General features: G+C 60.8%; 11 protein-coding genes and 1 tRNA gene. 4 read left to right on the forward strand and 8 right to left on the reverse strand.

Going from position 1 to position 17,262, the window contains the following annotated elements:
* The first annotated feature begins 60 nt into the window (after positions 1–60).
* On the forward strand, positions 61–2,490 hold the full coding sequence (locus FQ187_RS00705; RefSeq protein ID WP_149628019.1) for a DUF3141 domain-containing protein: 2,430 nt from the start codon (positions 61–63) through the stop codon (positions 2,488–2,490).
* Between the two features lie 24 nt (positions 2,491–2,514).
* Here the strand turns inward: FQ187_RS00705 and FQ187_RS00710 are convergent, their stop codons facing one another.
* Positions 2,515–3,552 (reverse strand): AraC family transcriptional regulator, encoded by a 1,038-nt coding sequence (locus FQ187_RS00710; protein ID WP_149628020.1) that lies wholly within the window; start codon positions 3,550–3,552, stop codon positions 2,515–2,517.
* Positions 3,553–4,046: 494 nt separating this feature from the next.
* Between FQ187_RS00710 and phbB the strand changes: the two genes are divergently transcribed.
* From phbB to phaC, 3 genes are all read left to right on the forward strand, one after another.
* On the forward strand, positions 4,047–4,793 hold the full coding sequence (gene phbB, locus FQ187_RS00715; RefSeq protein WP_149628021.1) for an acetoacetyl-CoA reductase: 747 nt from the start codon (positions 4,047–4,049) through the stop codon (positions 4,791–4,793).
* A gap of 57 nt (positions 4,794–4,850) precedes the next feature.
* On the forward strand, positions 4,851–6,029 hold the full coding sequence (locus FQ187_RS00720; RefSeq protein WP_149628022.1) for an acetyl-CoA C-acetyltransferase: 1,179 nt from the start codon (positions 4,851–4,853) through the stop codon (positions 6,027–6,029).
* Positions 6,030–6,125: 96 nt separating this feature from the next.
* Positions 6,126–7,829, forward strand: coding sequence for a class I poly(R)-hydroxyalkanoic acid synthase (gene phaC, locus FQ187_RS00725; RefSeq protein WP_149628023.1), 1,704 nt, complete (start codon positions 6,126–6,128; stop codon positions 7,827–7,829).
* Between the two features lie 114 nt (positions 7,830–7,943).
* Here the strand turns inward: phaC and FQ187_RS00730 are convergent.
* From FQ187_RS00730 to fdnG, 7 genes are all read right to left on the reverse strand, one after another.
* Positions 7,944–8,039: transfer RNA gene (locus FQ187_RS00730), tRNA-Sec, on the reverse strand.
* Positions 8,040–8,045: 6 nt separating this feature from the next.
* The gene (gene selB, locus FQ187_RS00735) at positions 8,046–9,953 is read right to left on the reverse strand and encodes a selenocysteine-specific translation elongation factor (RefSeq protein ID WP_149628024.1); all 1,908 of its coding nucleotides are present in this window, start codon (positions 9,951–9,953) and stop codon (positions 8,046–8,048) included.
* A complete protein-coding gene (gene selA / locus FQ187_RS00740; protein WP_149628025.1) occupies positions 9,950–11,374 on the reverse strand; it encodes an L-seryl-tRNA(Sec) selenium transferase in 1,425 nt (474 codons plus the stop codon). The genes selB and selA overlap by 4 nt, the downstream gene beginning before the upstream one ends.
* Before the next feature lie 90 nt (positions 11,375–11,464).
* Positions 11,465–12,391, reverse strand: coding sequence for a formate dehydrogenase accessory protein FdhE (gene fdhE, locus FQ187_RS00745; protein ID WP_149628026.1), 927 nt, complete (start codon positions 12,389–12,391; stop codon positions 11,465–11,467).
* 4 nt (positions 12,392–12,395) lie between these two features.
* Positions 12,396–13,049: a formate dehydrogenase subunit gamma gene (locus tag FQ187_RS00750; RefSeq protein ID WP_149628027.1), complete on the reverse strand. Its 654-nt coding sequence runs from the start codon at positions 13,047–13,049 to the stop codon at positions 12,396–12,398.
* Positions 13,046–13,981 carry a formate dehydrogenase subunit beta gene (fdxH, locus tag FQ187_RS00755; RefSeq protein WP_149628028.1) on the reverse strand — a complete coding sequence of 312 codons (936 nt, stop codon included), beginning with the start codon at positions 13,979–13,981 and terminating at the stop codon, positions 13,046–13,048. The genes FQ187_RS00750 and fdxH overlap by 4 nt, the downstream gene beginning before the upstream one ends.
* The gene (gene fdnG / locus FQ187_RS00760) at positions 13,982–17,047 is read right to left on the reverse strand and encodes a formate dehydrogenase-N subunit alpha (RefSeq protein ID WP_149628029.1); all 3,066 of its coding nucleotides are present in this window, start codon (positions 17,045–17,047) and stop codon (positions 13,982–13,984) included. It abuts the gene before it with no gap.
* Positions 17,048–17,262 lie beyond the last annotated feature (215 nt).

Here is a 17,262-nt window from a genome sequence, read left to right on the forward strand (position 1 = left end):
CCCTCTTTAGCTAAAGGGTTCAGATGCGCAGGTTCTCATGCATAGCGTCAGGAGATCACAATGGGTCAGGAAGTTAATATTGCGCTGCAAGATGAAAAGCTCTCCGAACCCGCCGGCTTGTTCGAGCACCTCAATCATCTACAACGCCTCAATACCCGTAACGTCCTCGACGCCGTGCAGAAGCGCCAGGCAAAAACCTTCGCGCCTTTAAGCCTTGGGCAACTCAGACAGCCGACGCCCGCTGACTGGCAGGAATACTTCACGGACCTCGGACAACGCAGCGTGTTGTTCTGGGATACCTTGCGTCAGCGCGGCGACAACACCCTGGCCCACGAGCGCGCCGGGTATCCGCTGCTGCTCAAGTTCAATCATGAAACGCTGGTCGCCGGTGAGGACCTGCCTCGCCCGGTCAATTATTCGCTGTTGCAAATCCTCGGCGGTCCCGGCCAACAGATCGACAGCAAAAAACAGCCGGTGATCATCATTGATCCCCGCGGCGGTCACGGCTCTGGCATCGGCGGGTTCAAACAGGATTCGGTTATCGGCGAGAGCCTGAGAGCCGGCCACCCCACCTACTTCGTCTCCTTCAGTCACTCGCCCCGCCCAGGGCAAACCCTTGCCGATATCACAGAAGCCCAGGCGCGGTTCATCGAAGTCGTCAGCGCCCGGCATCCCGACAGCACCAAACCCGTGGTGATCGGTAACTGCCAGGCGGGCTGGGCGTTAATGGGCCTCGCGGCCACCCGGCCAGAGCTGCCGGGTCTGATCATTGTCAATGGTGCGCCGTTGTCGTATTGGGCCGGCGTCAATGGCCGCAATCCGATGCGCTATTCCGGCGGTTTGCTGGGTGGTGGCTGGATGGCGCGCCTGGGGAGCGACCTCGGCAATGACCGTTTCGACGGCACCTGGCTGGTGAGCAATTTCGAAAACCTGGACCCGGCCAACACCTATTGGGGCAAGTACTACCACCTGTTCAGCGAAGTCGACAGCGAGGCCGCACGCTTTCTGGATTTCGAACGCTGGTGGGGCAGCCCGACCCTGCTCAATGGCGAAGAGATCGAGATGATTGTCGACGACCTGTTCATCGGCAATCGGCTGTCCGGTGGCCTGGGGCGCAAGAGCAGCGGGCTTGATCTCAAGTTGATCGAAGTGCCGGTGGTGGTGTTCTGCTCGTATGGCGACAACATCACCCCCCCGCAACAGGCCCTGGACTGGATCTCCGACGTTTATCCCAGCGATCTCGCGTTGCAAAATGCCGGACGCACCATCGTGTACCTGCGGCACGCGAGCATCGGCCATCTGGGCATCTTCGTGTCCGGCGAAGTGGCGCGGCGTGAACACCGTGAATTGCTCGGTGCGGTCGATGCGATCAATGCGCTGCCGGCCGGGCTCTATGAAATGCTGATCGAAGACCTGCCGGAGAATTCGGCGATGCCGTATGCCGTGCGTTTTGAACGCCGGCGTATCGCCGACATCCATGGCCAGGTGCAGCCGCCCCGTGATGACGATCGCGAATTTGCGCTGGTCCAGCGCGCGTCCGATATCAACAACAATGTGTACGACGAATTCATACGCCCGTGGTTGCGCCAGCTGATCAACGAACCGAGCGCCGAAATGCTGCGCCGGGCGCACCCTTTCCATCAGCAGCAAGTGGCCTGGAGCAGTTTGAACCCGGCGCTGTGGTGGCTGGCAGGCAGTGCCGCCCAAGTGAGCAGGGATCGTCACCCCGCCAGCCAGAACAACCCGTTGCTGGTCTGGCAGGAAATGTTTTCCAACCAGGTGCAGGACGCCTTGAACGGCTATCGGGATCTGCGCGATGCGGCTCAGGAAATGTGTTTCTACGGCGTGTATGGCGTACTCAACAGCCTAACCGGCAATGCACCCGGGCGAAATCTTCAGGAACATGCGGAGCAGCACGACAAGGTTTTGATCGAGCGCTTGCAGGATGCCCTGCCCCTTGGCGGCCTGATGGAAGCCTTGATACGGATCCTGTTCCTGCTGGGCCGCGAGAGCGACGAGCCGGGCAAGGAAAGCGTTGAAAAATTGATCCTGCAATTGCAAGTGTTGCTTCAGGACCACAGTGCCGAGCCGCTTGATTTGCGCGAAACCCTGCGCCTGCAAAAACTGCTGGTCGCCACCCATCCGCTAGAAAGCCTGCACTGCCTGCCCTTGATGCTTGCCGAGGTCGAAGAACGCCAGCAAGTGCTTGCGGCCGTCGCCAACTTGCTGCCGGAACTGCTGACCAGCGGCGCAGACAACCCCTTCTGGTGTGAACTGCACACGCTGCTTGACGTGCCGCTGCCGGGTTTCAGCCTGACCCAACCGCCCGGCGAAGCCGATGCCATCGAAGAGAAAGTCCCGGTGGTAACCCCTGAGCCGATCAAGCAGAAAAAACCCGCAGTGACCCCAGACCCCATCGCCAAGGTTGCGAGTCCAGTGCGCAAACCTGCCAAGGGCAAGAAAGGCGTGAAAAAACCTCCGGTGAAATAACGTTGAACGCTGACGAGGACCGCGTCAGACCGGCGCGGCTTCCTCGATTTCCATCGATTCATCGGCCCGATACTGACCGGGTGTCATGCCAAACCAACGACTACAGGCTTTGTTGAAACTGCTGTGATCATGAAAACCAAGGAGATACGCGACATGCTTCATGTTGAAGTGAGAATGACGCAGGTAGAAATCGGCCAATTGCCGGCGCACTGCGTTCTGCACGTCCTTGAATTGCGTCCCTTCCTTTTCCAGCGCGCGTTGCAGCGTCCGCTTGCTGATGTTCAATGCCGCCGCGATCGACTCCATGTCGCACTGTCCATGGCCCTGACTCAAGCGCTCGGTAATCAGCGCGCGAATCCTGCCGACAATGCAAAAACCAAACAGCAGGTCCAGTTGCGCCTCGGCAAAACTGTCATGCAGCACTGCCAACGCTTCGTTGGCCATGCTCAACGGACGGAGCAGCTCCTGCCCGTCAAACAAAATGCTGTCGTAAGCCGCGTCGAAACGCAGGTCGCAGCCAAACAAACGTCGATGCTCGGTGGTGTCTTCAGGTTCGGGATAGCTGAACTCCACGCTCAAGGGTTGCGGTGAGTTGCCGCCCGCCAGCTTACGGCAGAAGCCCAGCAATGAAGCCAGCGCTGCATCGGTGTATTGGCGAGGTTTGATCGAACCTTTTTGTTGATGATCGAGGCCGGAAAGTCGGTAATTCTGCTGTTCCGATGTAAAGAAAAGGCTGAATCCGGTGCCGATCAACGGACTGAAACGGACCAGTCGTTCAAGGGCTTTTTTCAGATTCAGGCTGGACATCATGGTGTAGCCGACGATTTGAAAACTGCCGGGGTGGAAACTTCCATAGGCCCTCAAGCCAATGTGCGGATCCCCCGAGGCCTGAGCGGCCAGATCCCATAGTCGATAGATAGCCTTTCGCTCGCAAAACGCTCCTGGTTTGTTCGCGAGCGTCATGTCTAGTCCAGCCTCCAGGCACAGACTGGCAACATCCAGTCCTTGAGCCGAGAGCGTATTTACCAGCACGCTGGCATAGCCTGAACTCATTCTATACATGGCGTCCTCAATGACCCGTGGAACCGAACATCCTGTCCGGAGACATGACTGATCTGCGATGAATCAAATACTAACGGGTGGTTCAGTTGCCAATATTGATCCCAGTATAGGTACTTCTCACTTTTAGCCACTATTTCAGGCCAGTCGTCTCACCCTGTAGCAGCTGCCGAGCCTGCGAGGCTGCATTCGAGCCGGGGTCGCGCTCGACCGAAGTCCTCGCAAATCCGGCGTACGCGGTTTGGCTGAAAGACCACGGTGTCCGGTTTTACGACTGCTTCGTCCGAACGCGGCCCGAGCCGAACGCAGCCTCGCAGGCTCTGCAGCTGCTACACGAACGCTTCGAGGCGACGACAGCAGTGTCGAATAGTTCTATTTCATTTCGTGCATGGCACCGTTGGACACCAGACCGTCACCTCTCAACACTTCCGCACACCCCGTCAATGCCGAACAATCCCCCCATCTTGCAACGCAAAATACAAAAAGGAAGAGAGCATATGAAGTCGCTTGGTCGTATTGCGTTGGTCACGGGTGGTATGGGTGGGATTGGCACTGCGATAAGCCAACGCCTGTACAAGGAAGGATTCAAGGTAATCGTGGGCTGCAGCTCAGATTCCTCCCGCAAGAAAGAATGGATGGCGAGCCAACTGGAGGCGGGTTATCAATTCGAATGCATCTACGGCGACATCACCGATTGGGAATCAACGCGCAAAGCGTTCGAGATGGCTCGCGAGCAGTACGGCCCGATCGATGTATTGGTCAACAACGCCGGCATCACACGTGATGCTTCCTTTCGCAAACTGACGCCCGAAGACTGGAACGCGGTCATCGGCACCAACCTGAGCGGCCTGTTCAACACCACCAAACAGGTGATTGAAGGAATGTTGGCCAAGGGTTGGGGACGGGTCATCAACATCTCATCGATCAACGGTCAGCGCGGCCAGTTCGGCCAGACCAACTACAGCGCGGCCAAGGCCGGCATCCATGGTTTCACCATGGCCCTGGCCCGGGAAGTGTCCGGCAAGGGCGTGACCGTCAATACCGTCTCCCCAGGCTACATCCAGACCAGCATGACCGCGGCCATCCGCCCGGACATTCTCGAGACCATGATCGCGGCCACGCCGGTCGGGCGCCTCGGCCAACCTGAAGAAATCGCCTCCATCGTGGCTTGGCTGGCTTCCGATGAATCGGCCTATAGCACCGGGGCCGACTTCTCGGTCAACGGCGGCATGAACATGCAGTAGACCTGTCAGGGCATGGATGCCCTGCTTTCGCTCGACAAAATCTTAATGAGGTCACGCATGAACGAAGTCGTAATCGTTGCCGCTACTCGTACCGCCATCGGCAGTTTCCAAGGTGCCTTGTCCGCGATTCCAGCCACCGAACTGGGCGCGGCGGTCATTCGCCGCCTGCTGGAAGAGACCGGTCTGGACGGCTCGCAGATCGATGAAGTGATCCTCGGCCAGGTACTCACCGCGGGCTCGGGGCAAAACCCGGCACGCCAGACGGCGATCAAGGCTGGCCTGCCTCATACCACCCCTGCCCTGACCCTGAACAAGGTCTGCGGCTCGGGCCTCAAGGCAGTCCAGCTGGCGGTCCAGGCCATCCGTTGCGGCGACGCCGAACTTGTGATTGCCGGCGGTCAGGAAAACATGAGCCTGGCGCCGTATGTTCTGCCCAAGGCCCGCACCGGTTTGCGCCTGGGTCATGCGCAACTGCAAGACAGCGTGATTCAGGACGGTTTGTGGGACGCCTTCAACGACTACCACATGGGCATCACCGCCGAGAATCTGGCAGAGAAGTACAGCCTCAGTCGCGAAGACCAGGACGCTTTCGCCGCGGCCTCGCAACAGAAAGCCGCTGCTGCCATCGAAGCGGGTTACTTCAAGCGTGAAATCACCCCGATCCTGATCCCTCAGCGCAAAGGTGAGCCGCTGGTCTTCGACACCGATGAACAGCCGCGTCCGGACAGCACGCTACAAGCGCTGGGCAACCTCAAACCCGCGTTCCAGAAAAACGGCAGCGTGACCGCCGGCAACTCGTCGACCCTCAACGATGGTGCCGCCGTGCTGTTGCTGGCCAGCGCCGCCAAGGCCAAGGCCCTCGGCTTGCCGGTGCTGGCACGTATCACGGCCTACGCCAGTGCCGGTGTGGACCCGTCGATCATGGGCATCGGCCCGGTGCCGGCCACCCGTCTGGCATTGACGAAAGCCGGCTGGACCCTGGACGACCTCGACCTGATCGAAGCCAATGAAGCGTTCGCCGCGCAATCACTGGCAGTCGGTAAGGAACTGGGTTGGGACACCAGCAAAGTCAACGTCAATGGCGGCGCGATTGCCCTGGGTCATCCGATCGGTGCATCGGGTGCGCGGATTCTGGTGTCGCTGTTGCATGAGCTGATTCGTCGCGATGGCAAAAAGGGCTTGGCTACGTTGTGCATCGGTGGCGGCCAGGGTGTCAGCCTGGTCATCGAGCGCTAGAAACACAGGAGTGTTTGCTTAAGTTGCTAACGCGGCGCCGAAGTCCGGCGCCGCGGTTTTTTTCTACCCGGTTTACGTAAGTGGGCAAGGAGTTCCATGGACAACAACGCGCATACCTTCAACACCTTCTGGTCAGGCCAGGTTCCGTTCATTGCCTCCTTTGCAGTGCAACAACTACGTCTATGGGTCAGCACCAATCCGTGGTTTACCGGCCAGGCATACAACGAGTGGTTTGACCTGCCGCGCGGCACCCTGGACAGCCTTCAATCGGACTACCAACAGCAATGGGGCGAACTCGGCCAGCAACTGCTGACCGGTCAGCCATTCAGCTTCGACGATCGACGTTTTTCCAGCGGCAACTGGAGCCAGCCACTGTTCGGCTCCCTCGCCGCCTTTTATCTGCTCAACGCAGGTTTTCTGCTGAAGCTACTGGACACGCTAGCGATCCCGGAAAAAAAACCGCGCCAACGCCTGCTCTATCTGGTGGAACAAGCCATCGCCGCCGGCGCGCCCAGCAACTTTCTGGCCAGTAATCCCGATGCACTGCAACGTGTGGTCGATACCCAGGGAAGCAGCCTCTTCACCGGCCTGTTGCACCTGGCCAGCGACCTGCAAGAAGGCAAGATGCGCCAGTGCGACGCCGGTGCATTCAAAGTCGGTGTCGATCTCGCCAACACCCCGGGCGAAGTGGTGTTCGAGAACGAACTCTTCCAGCTGATTCAGTATTACCCGCAAAGCGAAACCCAGTACCGGCGCCCGGTGTTTGTCGTGCCGCCGTCAATCAACAAGTACTACATTCTCGACCTGCGACCGGACAACTCGATGGTTGCCCATCTGTTGAAACAAGGGCACCCGGTGTTTCTGATGTCGTGGCGCAACTTCGACCAGGAGCACGCTGGCACCACTTGGGATGACTTGATCGAAACCGGCATCATCAAAGGCCTGCAAGTGACCCGCGAGATCAGCGGCGAGCAGCGGCCCAATTGCGTCGGCTTCTGCATCGGCGGCACCCTGTTGAGTTCGGCGCTGGCCGTCCTGGCGGCGCGCGGCGACCGCGAGATTGGCAGCGTGAGCCTGTTGACCACCTTCCTCGACTACCTCGATACCGGTCCGATCGACATCTTCGTCGACGAACAATTGGTGGCCTACCGCGAGCGTACCATCGGCGGCCTGGACGGCCCCATCGGCCTGTTCAAAGGCGAGGACATGGGCAATACCTTCTCGCTGCTGCGCCCCAACGACTTGTGGTGGAACTACAACGTCGACAAATACCTCAAGGGCCAGAAACCGATCCCTCTTGACCTGCTGTTCTGGAACAACGACAGCACCAACCTCCCAGGCCCGATGTATTGCTGGTACCTGCGCCACACCTACCTGCAGAACGACCTGAAATCCGGTGAGCTGGATTGTTGCGGGGTCAAGCTGGACCTGCGCGCCATCGATGCTCCGGCATACATCCTTGCCACCCATGACGATCACATCGTGCCGTGGAGAAGCGCTTACGGCAGCACCCAGTTGCTCTCCGGGACCAAGCGTTTTGTACTGGGCGCATCAGGGCATATCGCCGGGGTGATCAACCCGCCGGCCAAGGAAAAACGCCACTACTGGACCAACAACCGGGTCACCAAAAACCCGGAAACCTGGTTCAAGAACGCCGAGCAACATTCCGGTAGCTGGTGGAATGACTGGTTCGTCTGGCTGGCTGAACAGTCCGGCGAACGCCAGCCTTCGGTGCTGCATACCGGTAACGCCCAATATCCGGCGATTGAGTCGGCACCGGGGCGTTATGTGATGCAGTGACAGACAGCCCCGCACGGGCGCAAGCCCCCTCGCCACAGAGGATCGTGCCTACCCAGATGGGGCGAGTCGATCCAGTGCTCGGTTCACCACCGACTCGGCCAGCAAGATTGAAAATGGCGGAAGGCAGCCGGAGTCGAACCTGCCCGGGAACGGATGCCGTCCCCAACCGGGTTTGAAGCCCGGCCGCGCCACCGGGCGCGATTGCCTTCCTTGAAATCAGTGATCGGTGCGTTGGGCCAAGGCATTGTCGAGGCGGATATGGCGCTTGTCGCCAAACCGTCGCGTCAGGCCAATCCGGTCGAAGTATTCGAGAATCTGGATGCTGCGCTTGCGACCCAGGCCCACCGCATCACGAAACGCCGTGACCTGAATCACCGGGTTTTGCGCGGCCAGTTGCACAAGCATAGCCGCCAATCGGCGGATCATCGTGTCGGTGTAGAACAGGTCACGGACGACTTGATGCACCCATCCCAACCTCGCCATTTTGCACAGCAGCAAGCGCACGGCCGCCTCGTCATGGCCAAGGTCGCGCACCCACGGCGGATCAAAACCAGCCTGTTCGAACAACGGTTGCAAGTGTTGCCACAGGGCTTCGTCGTCTTCGCTCAAACGCACCTGATGATCGGGCAAATGCAGCCATGGCCCGCTGGCGGCAATCGCACCACTGGCGAGCAATTCGTCGAGCAGGCTGATGAACGTCGGACGGTCCAGCGCTGTGCCGAAGAACCGCCGCAGGCGATCCCGGTCCGGGCCCATTTGATCCGATTCCAGTTGATGAAAACGTGCGAGGTGGTCCAGCAACGGTGCTTTCAGTGCTTCCCAGCGGGCCGCACTGAACAGCAACGGACCTTGACGGGTGTCGATCAGACGCACGTCATCGGGCAATACCCACGTTTTGCGGTTGCGGTTGAACTGACGCTCCAGACGCTGGGGATCGAGCCCGGTGTCGCTGTTGGCCAGTAACACCGGCAGGCTCTCTTCCAACTGACTGCATGTGGTGAGGGCGTGTAGCTGCGCCAGCCGCTCGGGACTTCGGCGTTGTCGGGTCGGTGCAAACGGGTCGAGCACCCGCGCGCCGCCGAGGGTGCGTTGGGCGCTCTGGTCACGCAGAATCAACGGATCGCCCTTCACCGCCTGCACTGGCGCATTCAGCAGCAGTTGCGCGAACATCCGCTCACCCGGCGCCAGGCGGGCGCCTTCCAGCAACGCCACCCGCCCGGTCACGTCCTGAGTCCCCACGTGAACATGCACGGGTTGAAAGTGCTCGAAGGCTTTGGGTTCGCTGGCTAACAATTGCAGGTCGACATCCACTCGCTGGGTCGGCGCGTACAGCCACTCGGCCAGCAACCAGTGGCCGCGATGAATCTGCTCCAGGGCCAATCGTTCGGCACTCAGGTTCAACGCGACTCGCTGTCCGGCCATTGCGACCTCGGCGGCCTGATTCTGTGCATGCAGGCCGCGCACGCGCACGGGTTTGCCCTGCGGGCCGAGCATCAGCGTATCGCCCACCGCCACCAGGCCAGACAACGCAGTGCCGGTCACCACGACGCCGACGCCGGCCACGCTGAAGGCACGATCGATCGCCAGGCGAAAGCCGCCGGTGGTGCTGCGTTGAAGGACTTCACGCTGCGCCGCGAGCAAGGCCTGTCGCAGAGTCTCGATGCCCTCCCCGGTCACACTCGACAGCGCAATCTGCGGCGCGTTGGCATAAGGTCCCGGGGCCAGCAATGTCTGGATCTGATCGCGAACGGCTTGCACTCTGGACGGTTCGACGCGGTCGCATTTGCTGATCGCCACCAGCGCCCGAGGGATGCCTAGCAGTTCAACGATGGCCAGGTGTTCGCGGGTCTGAGGCATGACGCCATCGTCGGCCGCGACCACCAGCAACACCAGATCAATGCCCTGAGCACCCGCCAGCATGTTGTGGGTGAAGCGCTCATGACCGGGCACATCGATAAAACCGGTCAGGGGCGCTTGCGGCTCCAGCGCCGCGTAAAGGTAGCCGAGGTCGATGGTCATGCCGCGTTCCCGTTCTTCCCGGCGACGATCGCCGGCCTGGCCGGTCAGGGCCTGGAGCAAGGCAGTCTTGCCGTGGTCAATGTGCCCTGCGGTGCCGACGATCACTCTACGGCTCCTGCAATTTGATCGAGTTGCGCCAGCCACGCCGGCTCATCGTCCAGTTGCCGCAAATCCAGCCACAACGCATCGTCGTCAATGCGCCCGAGCACCGGAATCGGCAACGCTCGCAGGGCCGTTTCCAGCGCGTGCAGCCGATGTCCGCGAAGACGTTTGGACGCGTGCGGCCGCAGGCATAGCGCGGCACTCGGCAATCGCGCCACCGGTTGGCTGCCGCTGCCGATCATGCCCAGCGCCGGGACTGCGCTGACGCTCCAGCCGTCGCCCAAGACTTTGGCCAGCGACGGTTGCAGGCGCTCGGCCTGGGCGAGGATGTCCGCCTGGGGTCGGGTCAGCAGGCGCAGACTCGGCAGCCGCTCGGCCAGTCGATCAGGATCGCGGTACAGACCCAATACAGCCTCGAGGGCGGCCAGGGTCAGTTTGTCGACCCGCAAGGCGCGTTTGAGTGGATTCTTCTTGATCTTCGCGATCAGGTCTTGGCGGCCGACAATCAACCCGGCCTGGGGACCGCCGAGTAGCTTGTCGCCGCTGAAGGTGACGATGTCCGCGCCATCGCTCAGCGCCTGGCGCACCGTCGGTTCGGCGGGCAAGCCCCAGCGCGTCAGGTCCAGCAGGCTGCCGCTGCCGAGGTCTTCAAGCAATGGCAAGCCGTGTTTATGCGCGAGTTGCGCCAACTCGGCGGTCGGCACCCGCGCGGTGAAGCCTTCGATGTTGTAGTTGCTCGCATGGACGCGCATCACCAAACCACTGCGTGGGCCGATGGCTGCTTCGTAATCGCGGGCATGGGTGCGATTGGTGGTGCCGACTTCGTGGAGCCTGACCCCGGCTCTGGCCATGATGTCGGGAATGCGGAAGGCGCCACCGATTTCGATCAATTCGCCCCGGGAAATGATGCCTTCCTTGCGCGCGCCCAGGCTGTTGAGCGTCAGCAACACCGCAGCGGCGTTGTTGTTGACCACCGTCACCGCCTCGGCGCCGGTCAGCTCGCGGATCAGGCCTTCGATCAGATCGTCACGGTCGCCACGCTTGCCGCTGTGCAGGTCGAACTCCAGATTGAGCGGATAACGGGCCGCCATTTGCACCGCTTCGATCGCTTCCTCCGGCAACAACGCTCGCCCCAGATTGGTGTGCAGCACCGTGCCGGTGAGATTGAACACCCGACGCACGTTACTGCGATGCTGAGTGACCAAGCGTTCACCCGCCCTGCCTGCCAACACTTCAGGCGCGATTTCAATGGCGTCGAGTTGCCCTGAAAGCACCGGTTCACGCAAGTCATCGAGCAATTGCCGCAGGCTGGCCAGCAGCGCATCACGCCCGTAACGCTCGGCCAGCGGTTGGCAGGCGGGATGGCGCAACAGACTGTCGATGGAAGGCAGCCGCAGCGCCTGGCTGGCGGGTCTGTTGGACATCAGGCGCTCCTGAATGCGAATGACTGTAGCGCCTGAGTGTAGCCGCTGAGCTCGGAGGGATCGCTTAAAGGGAAAGCTCAAAGGGGTAGCTCAGTCACCTCCGGGTGCCAGCAATAGATTCGGGGCCGGACGCTGGTAGCCTTCCTGCTCCAGGCGCATGTCCAGCAGCAGGCTGGTCAGGTCCGTCGAAAGCGCTTCGGCCTCGGCGTCGTTTTCGAGGTAAAGCAGTTTCAGGTAGCTGCGGCAGCCAGGGCAGACCTCCGCGCGCAACGGGGCCTGATTGGCGGCGTGGCGGTCGTCATCGAGGCTGACGTATTCAAGGCCTTTGCTTTGTTCGCAATACACGCATTTGACCCGCACCACATGCCATTCGCAGGCACATAGCGAGCACACCAGATACCGCAAGCCGTTGTACTTGCCGCGATGGCGAATCACCCCGGCCATGGCCGGCGAACCGCAGGCCGGGCATTGACTGAGACTGTCGCCGGGTTTCAGCGCGAGGTCCGGTGTGCTCAGCAACCAATGACTCCAGGCCACCTGCAACACCGCGCCGAGAAACGGCACCACGGCGGCAGGCAGCAAGGCGAACTGACCGCTGACCAGCGCAATCGCCCAGGCTTTGAGTTGCCCGATGTTGGCGCGGCGCAAGGTCGCCACGGCTTTTTCCACGGCAGGTTGCGGCGGTGGCTGGTAACGCTGCAACAGGGCTTCGAGGTACGCCAGCCAATGGTCTTCGCGCACCAGACTGTCGGCGGCGAACGGCGGCAAGCCGTGTTGCTGGCACACGCGCAGGCTTTCGGGGTCGGGCATGGCGGCCACGGGTGGATCGTCCATCAAACGCTGCTGCACGTGGCACAGGCCGGTCACCAGCCGCAGGTAATCGGCCAGTGGATGCCCTTCGACCAGACGCTCCAGGCGCAAGGCGCGCAAGGTGAACAGGTTGTTCGGTGGCAGGTACAGAAACGGCGGTGAACTCGCCGCCGCTTCGATCTCGCCAGGCTCAAGAATCGTCGCCAAGGGGTTATCCTTTTTTGCTGATCGGCCGGTCGGGGTGCTCGTCTCGGGTCACTTCGCGGTACCACAGTTCATGGTGTTTTTTCGCCCAGGCTCGGCTGACCCAGCCATGCAACATGGCGTTGACCGAGCCTTTGATCCAGATGCCGGCGTAGATGTGAACGATGATGCTCAGTACCAGGATTAAACCCGCCAACGCATGCAGCAGCATGGCCCAACGAATGCTGGTGATGCCGAAGTACTCGCTGAAATACTCGCGCCAGATCACCAGCCCGCTGAACAGCAGCACCAGCATGCAAATCAGCAAGGTCCAGAACAGCAGCTTCTGTCCAGGGTTGTACTTGCCGATGGGCGGCACGCCCTCCTCCTCGTTCTTGATCACCCGCCCGACTCGCCTCAGCCACAGCCGATCGTTGGTGATAAAGAAGTTCGCCCGCCAGAAACGGATCACCAGCCCAAGGAACAGCACAAACATCACCACGCCCATGAACGGATGCAGGATGCGCGTCCACGGGCCGCCGCCAAACAGGTGGCTGAGCCAGAACAGCGCCGGGTGGAACAACGCCAGCCCCGACAGTGCCGCCATGAAAAACAGGATCGCCACCAGCCAGTGATTGGTGCGCTGATTGCTGGTGTAACGAAGGATCGGTTTGTCGTTCATGGCCTGTTCTCCCCCTTCGGATCATAGGTGTGCACCGATGGGTCGATTTCATGCACGGCGGGATCGGGGGTGGTCGGGTGTTCGTCCTCCTCGACCAACTGCGGCCCGATGCGCACGTAGTGGAAGAACCCGGCCAGCACCGCCAAACCCATGGCCAGCAACCCCAAGGGTTTGCTCACGCCTTTCCACAGTTCCACCAGCGGACTGATGGTCGGTTGGTTTGGCAGACCGGCATACAACCGGGGCTCATCGGCATGGTGCAGCACATACATCACATGAGTACCGCCGACGCCTTCCGGGTCGTACAGCCCCGCGTGTTCGAAACCACGGCTCTTGAGGTCGACGATCCTTTCGGCCGCATGTTCTTTCATGTCGTCCTTGGTGCCGAACACAATGGCGCCCGTCGGGCAGGTTTTGACGCAGGCCGGCTCCAGCCCCACTGCCACGCGGTCCGAGCACAACGTGCATTTGTAGGCCTTGTGATCTTTTTGCGAGATTCGCGGGATATTGAACGGGCAACCGGTGATGCAATACCCGCAACCGATGCAATGGTCCTGGTCGAAATCGACGATGCCATTGGCGTGCTTGATGATCGCCCCCGGACTCGGGCATGCCGCCAGGCAACCGGGCTCGGCGCAGTGCATACAGCCGTCCTTGCGAATCAGCCATTCCAGATTGCCGGCGTCGGTTTCGTGCTCGGTGAAGCGCATCAAGGTCCAGGTTTCTGCGGTCAAGTCCTGAGGGTTGTCGTAGGTGCCGAGGTTGTGGCCGACCTCGTCGCGCAGCTCGTTCCATTCCGAGCAGGCGACTTGGCAAGCCTTGCAGCCAATGCACTTGGTGGTGTCGATCAGCTTGGCCACTTCCTCCTGGTCGCGTACCGAGGATGGGACGGTCGTGGTGGCCGAACGGGCGATGATGTCTTGGCTGGCCATTTAGACTTTCTCCACGTTGACCAGGAATGACTTGGATTCCGGGGTCTGAGTGTTGCCATCGCCGAGGAACGGCACCAGGGTGTTGGTCAGGTAACCGTGACGCGTGAGACCGGTAAAGCCCCAGTGCAGCGGGATACCGATCTGGTGCACCACCTGATTGTTGACCTGCAGCGGACGAATCCGCTTGGTCACCACCGCCACCGCTTCTATATGCCCGCGCTTGGAACTGACACGGACCCGATCGCCGGCCACGATGCCTTTCTCCTTGGCCAGCACTTCACCGATCTCGACGAACTGCTCGGGTTGGGCAATCGCGTTGAGCTTGCAATGCTTGCTCCAGAAGTGGAAATGCTCGGTCAGCCGGTAGCTGGTCGCGGCATACGGATAGTCCTTGGCCACGCCTAAGGAATCCCACACCGAATCGAAGATCCGCGCCGCCGGGTTGCTGGTGGCCTTCTTGTTTTCCGGGTGCAACGGGTTGATGCCGATCGGCGTTTCGAACGGTTCATAGTGCTCGGGGAAAGGTCCTTCGTTCATCTTGTCGACGGCAAAGAACCGCGCCACGCCTTCGGGGTTCATGATGAACGGATTCATCCCGGCTTCCGGTGCCGAGTCGATCTTGAAGTCCGGCACATCGGTGCCGCCCCAGACCTTGCCGTTCCACCACACCAGACGTTTCTTCTCGTCCCACGGCTTGCCTTGTGGGTCGCACGAAGCACGGTTGTAGAGAATCCGCCGGTTCGCCGGCCAGGCCCAGGCCCAGCCCTGATGTTGCTTCATGCCATACGGATCGCTGTTGTCGCGCCGGGCCATCTGGTTGCCCGCCTCAGTCCAGCTACCGCAGAAAATCCAGCAACCGGAAGCCGTACTGCCGTCGTCCTTGAGCTGGCTGAAACCGGCCAGTTGCGCGTTGCCCTTGATCGCCACACCGGTAGCGTCGGTAAAATCGGTGGTGGCATAGCCGTTGATTTCCTTGGCCAGTTCTTCCGGCGAAGGCTCATCGGCGATTTTGTAAGGCCAGGACAGTTTGAGGATCGGCTCGGCATAAGCGCCGCCATTGGCCTGGTAACGCTGGCGCAGACGGATAAACAGCTCGCTCATGATCCGCACATCGGTGCGCGCTTCGCCGGGGCCGTCGGCACCTTTCCAGTGCCATTGCAGCCAGCGGCTGCTGTTGACCAGCGAGCCGTCTTCTTCGGCGAAACAGGTGGTGGGCAGGCGAATCACTTCGGTCTGGATGCCAGCGGTTTCAACGTCGTTGTACGGCCCGACATTGCGCCAGAACTCCGAGGTTTCGGTGGACAGCGGGTCCATCACCACCAGCCACTTCAGCTTGGCCAGCGCCGCCATCACCCGGTTTTTGTCGGGCAACGCGGCAATGGGGTTGAAGCCCTGGCACAGGTAGCCGTTGACCTTGCCCTGGCCCATCAGGTCGAACACTTTGAGGATGTCGTAGTTGGGAATGTCCAGTTTCGGCAGATAGTCATAAGCCCAGCGGTTTTCAAGCGTGGCATTCGCGCCGTACCAGGCTTTCATCAGGCTGACGTGGAACTTGCCGTAATTCTGCCAATAGGACAGCTGCCCCGGCCGCAACGGTTTTTGTGTGCGTTTGACGATGTAGGCGTCGTAATCCTGCTCCGCATCCTGCGGCAAGGTCAGATAGCCCGGAAGCGAATTGGACAGCAAACCGAGGTCGGTCAGGCCCTGGATGTTGGAGTGCCCGCGCAAGGCATTGACGCCCCCGCCCGGCATGCCGACGTTGCCCAGCAGCAATTGCACCATGGCCGCGCTGCGAATGATCTGCGAACCGATCGAGTGCTGCGTCCAGCCCAGCGCGTAGAGAATCGTCATGGTCTTGCCCGGTTGCGAGCAGGTGGCGATTTCTTCCCAGATCTTCTGCATGGCATCCACCGGCATGCCGCAAATCTGGCTCGCCAGTTCGATGTTATAGCGGCTGTAATGCTGCTTCATCAATTGATAGACGCAGTGCGGGTCTTGCAGGGTCGGGTCGACCTTGACGAAGCCGTCTTCACCGAGTTCATAACCCCAGCCGGACTTGTCCGTGTAGCTGCGTTTGGCCGCGTCGTAACCGCTGAAGATCCCGTCCTCAAAGCCATACCCGGCTTTGACGATGAAGGACACGTCGGTATAAGCACGCACGTACTCGTGCTGGATCTTGTCCTCAGTCAGCAGGTAGTTGATCAGCCCGCCCATGAAGGCGATGTCGGTACCGGTGCGAATCGGCGCGTAATAGTCGGCCACCGAGGCGGTCCGGGTAAAACGCGGATCGACCACGATCAAGCGTGCCTTGTTGTGCGCCTTGGCTTCGGTCACCCATTTGAAGCCGCACGGGTGCGCTTCTGCTGCGTTGCCGCCCATCACCAGGACCAGATTCGCGTTGCCGATATCGGTCCAGGTATTGGTCATGGCACCACGGCCGTACGTCGGGGCAAGACTTGCCACCGTCGGGCCGTGTCAGACACGCGCCTGGTTATCGAACCCCAGCATGCCGAGACTGCGAATGACCTTGTGGGTGATGTAACCCGCTTCGTTGGACGCCGCCGAGGCCGCGAGGAAACCGGTGGTCAGCCAACGGTTTACCATTTGGCCCTGGGCATTCTTCTCGATGAAGTTGGCGTCGCGGTCGGCCTTCATCAGGTCGGCGACGCGATCCAGCGCTTCATCCCAGGAGATCCGCGTCCATTCGGTGGTGCCAGGTTTGCGCACCTCTGGGTATTGCAGACGGCCGGGGCTGTGAATGAAGTCCAGCAAGCCGGCGCCTTTGGGGCACAGGGTGCCGCGGTTGACCGGGTGGTCGGAATCGCCTTCGATGTGGATGATGTTTTGCGCGACGTTCTTGGCGGCATCGCCCTGGCTGTACATGATCACGCCGCAGCCGACCGAGCAGTACGGGCAGGTGTTGCGGGTTTCATGGGTGTGGGCAAGCTTGAAGTGGCGCACCTGCTCGGCGAAGGCAGTCGCGGGGGCCATGCCCAGCGCGCCGAGGCTCGAGCCCGCAAGGCCGATACCAGCGACCTTGAAGAACTGACGACGGTTGAGGTCCATCGTGCACTCCTGTCAGGGGGAGACCCGGTACTTTTGCCGGGTTTTTATGGACAATCACGGTTGCGGCAGTCGGGCTGCCGACATTTAAAACTGTAGACAATGTTAGAACTGACTGTGTGAAAACCGACCATCGGGCAATACCCGGATGCCAGCCATCACACACAAGCTCGCTCCCACAGGGGCTTGGCGTTTATCATGACCGTCGGATTTACCCT

Origin of the sequence: Pseudomonas sp. ANT_J28, assembly GCF_008370005.1 — a bacterium.
GTDB lineage: Bacteria > Pseudomonadota > Gammaproteobacteria > Pseudomonadales > Pseudomonadaceae > Aquipseudomonas > Aquipseudomonas frigoris.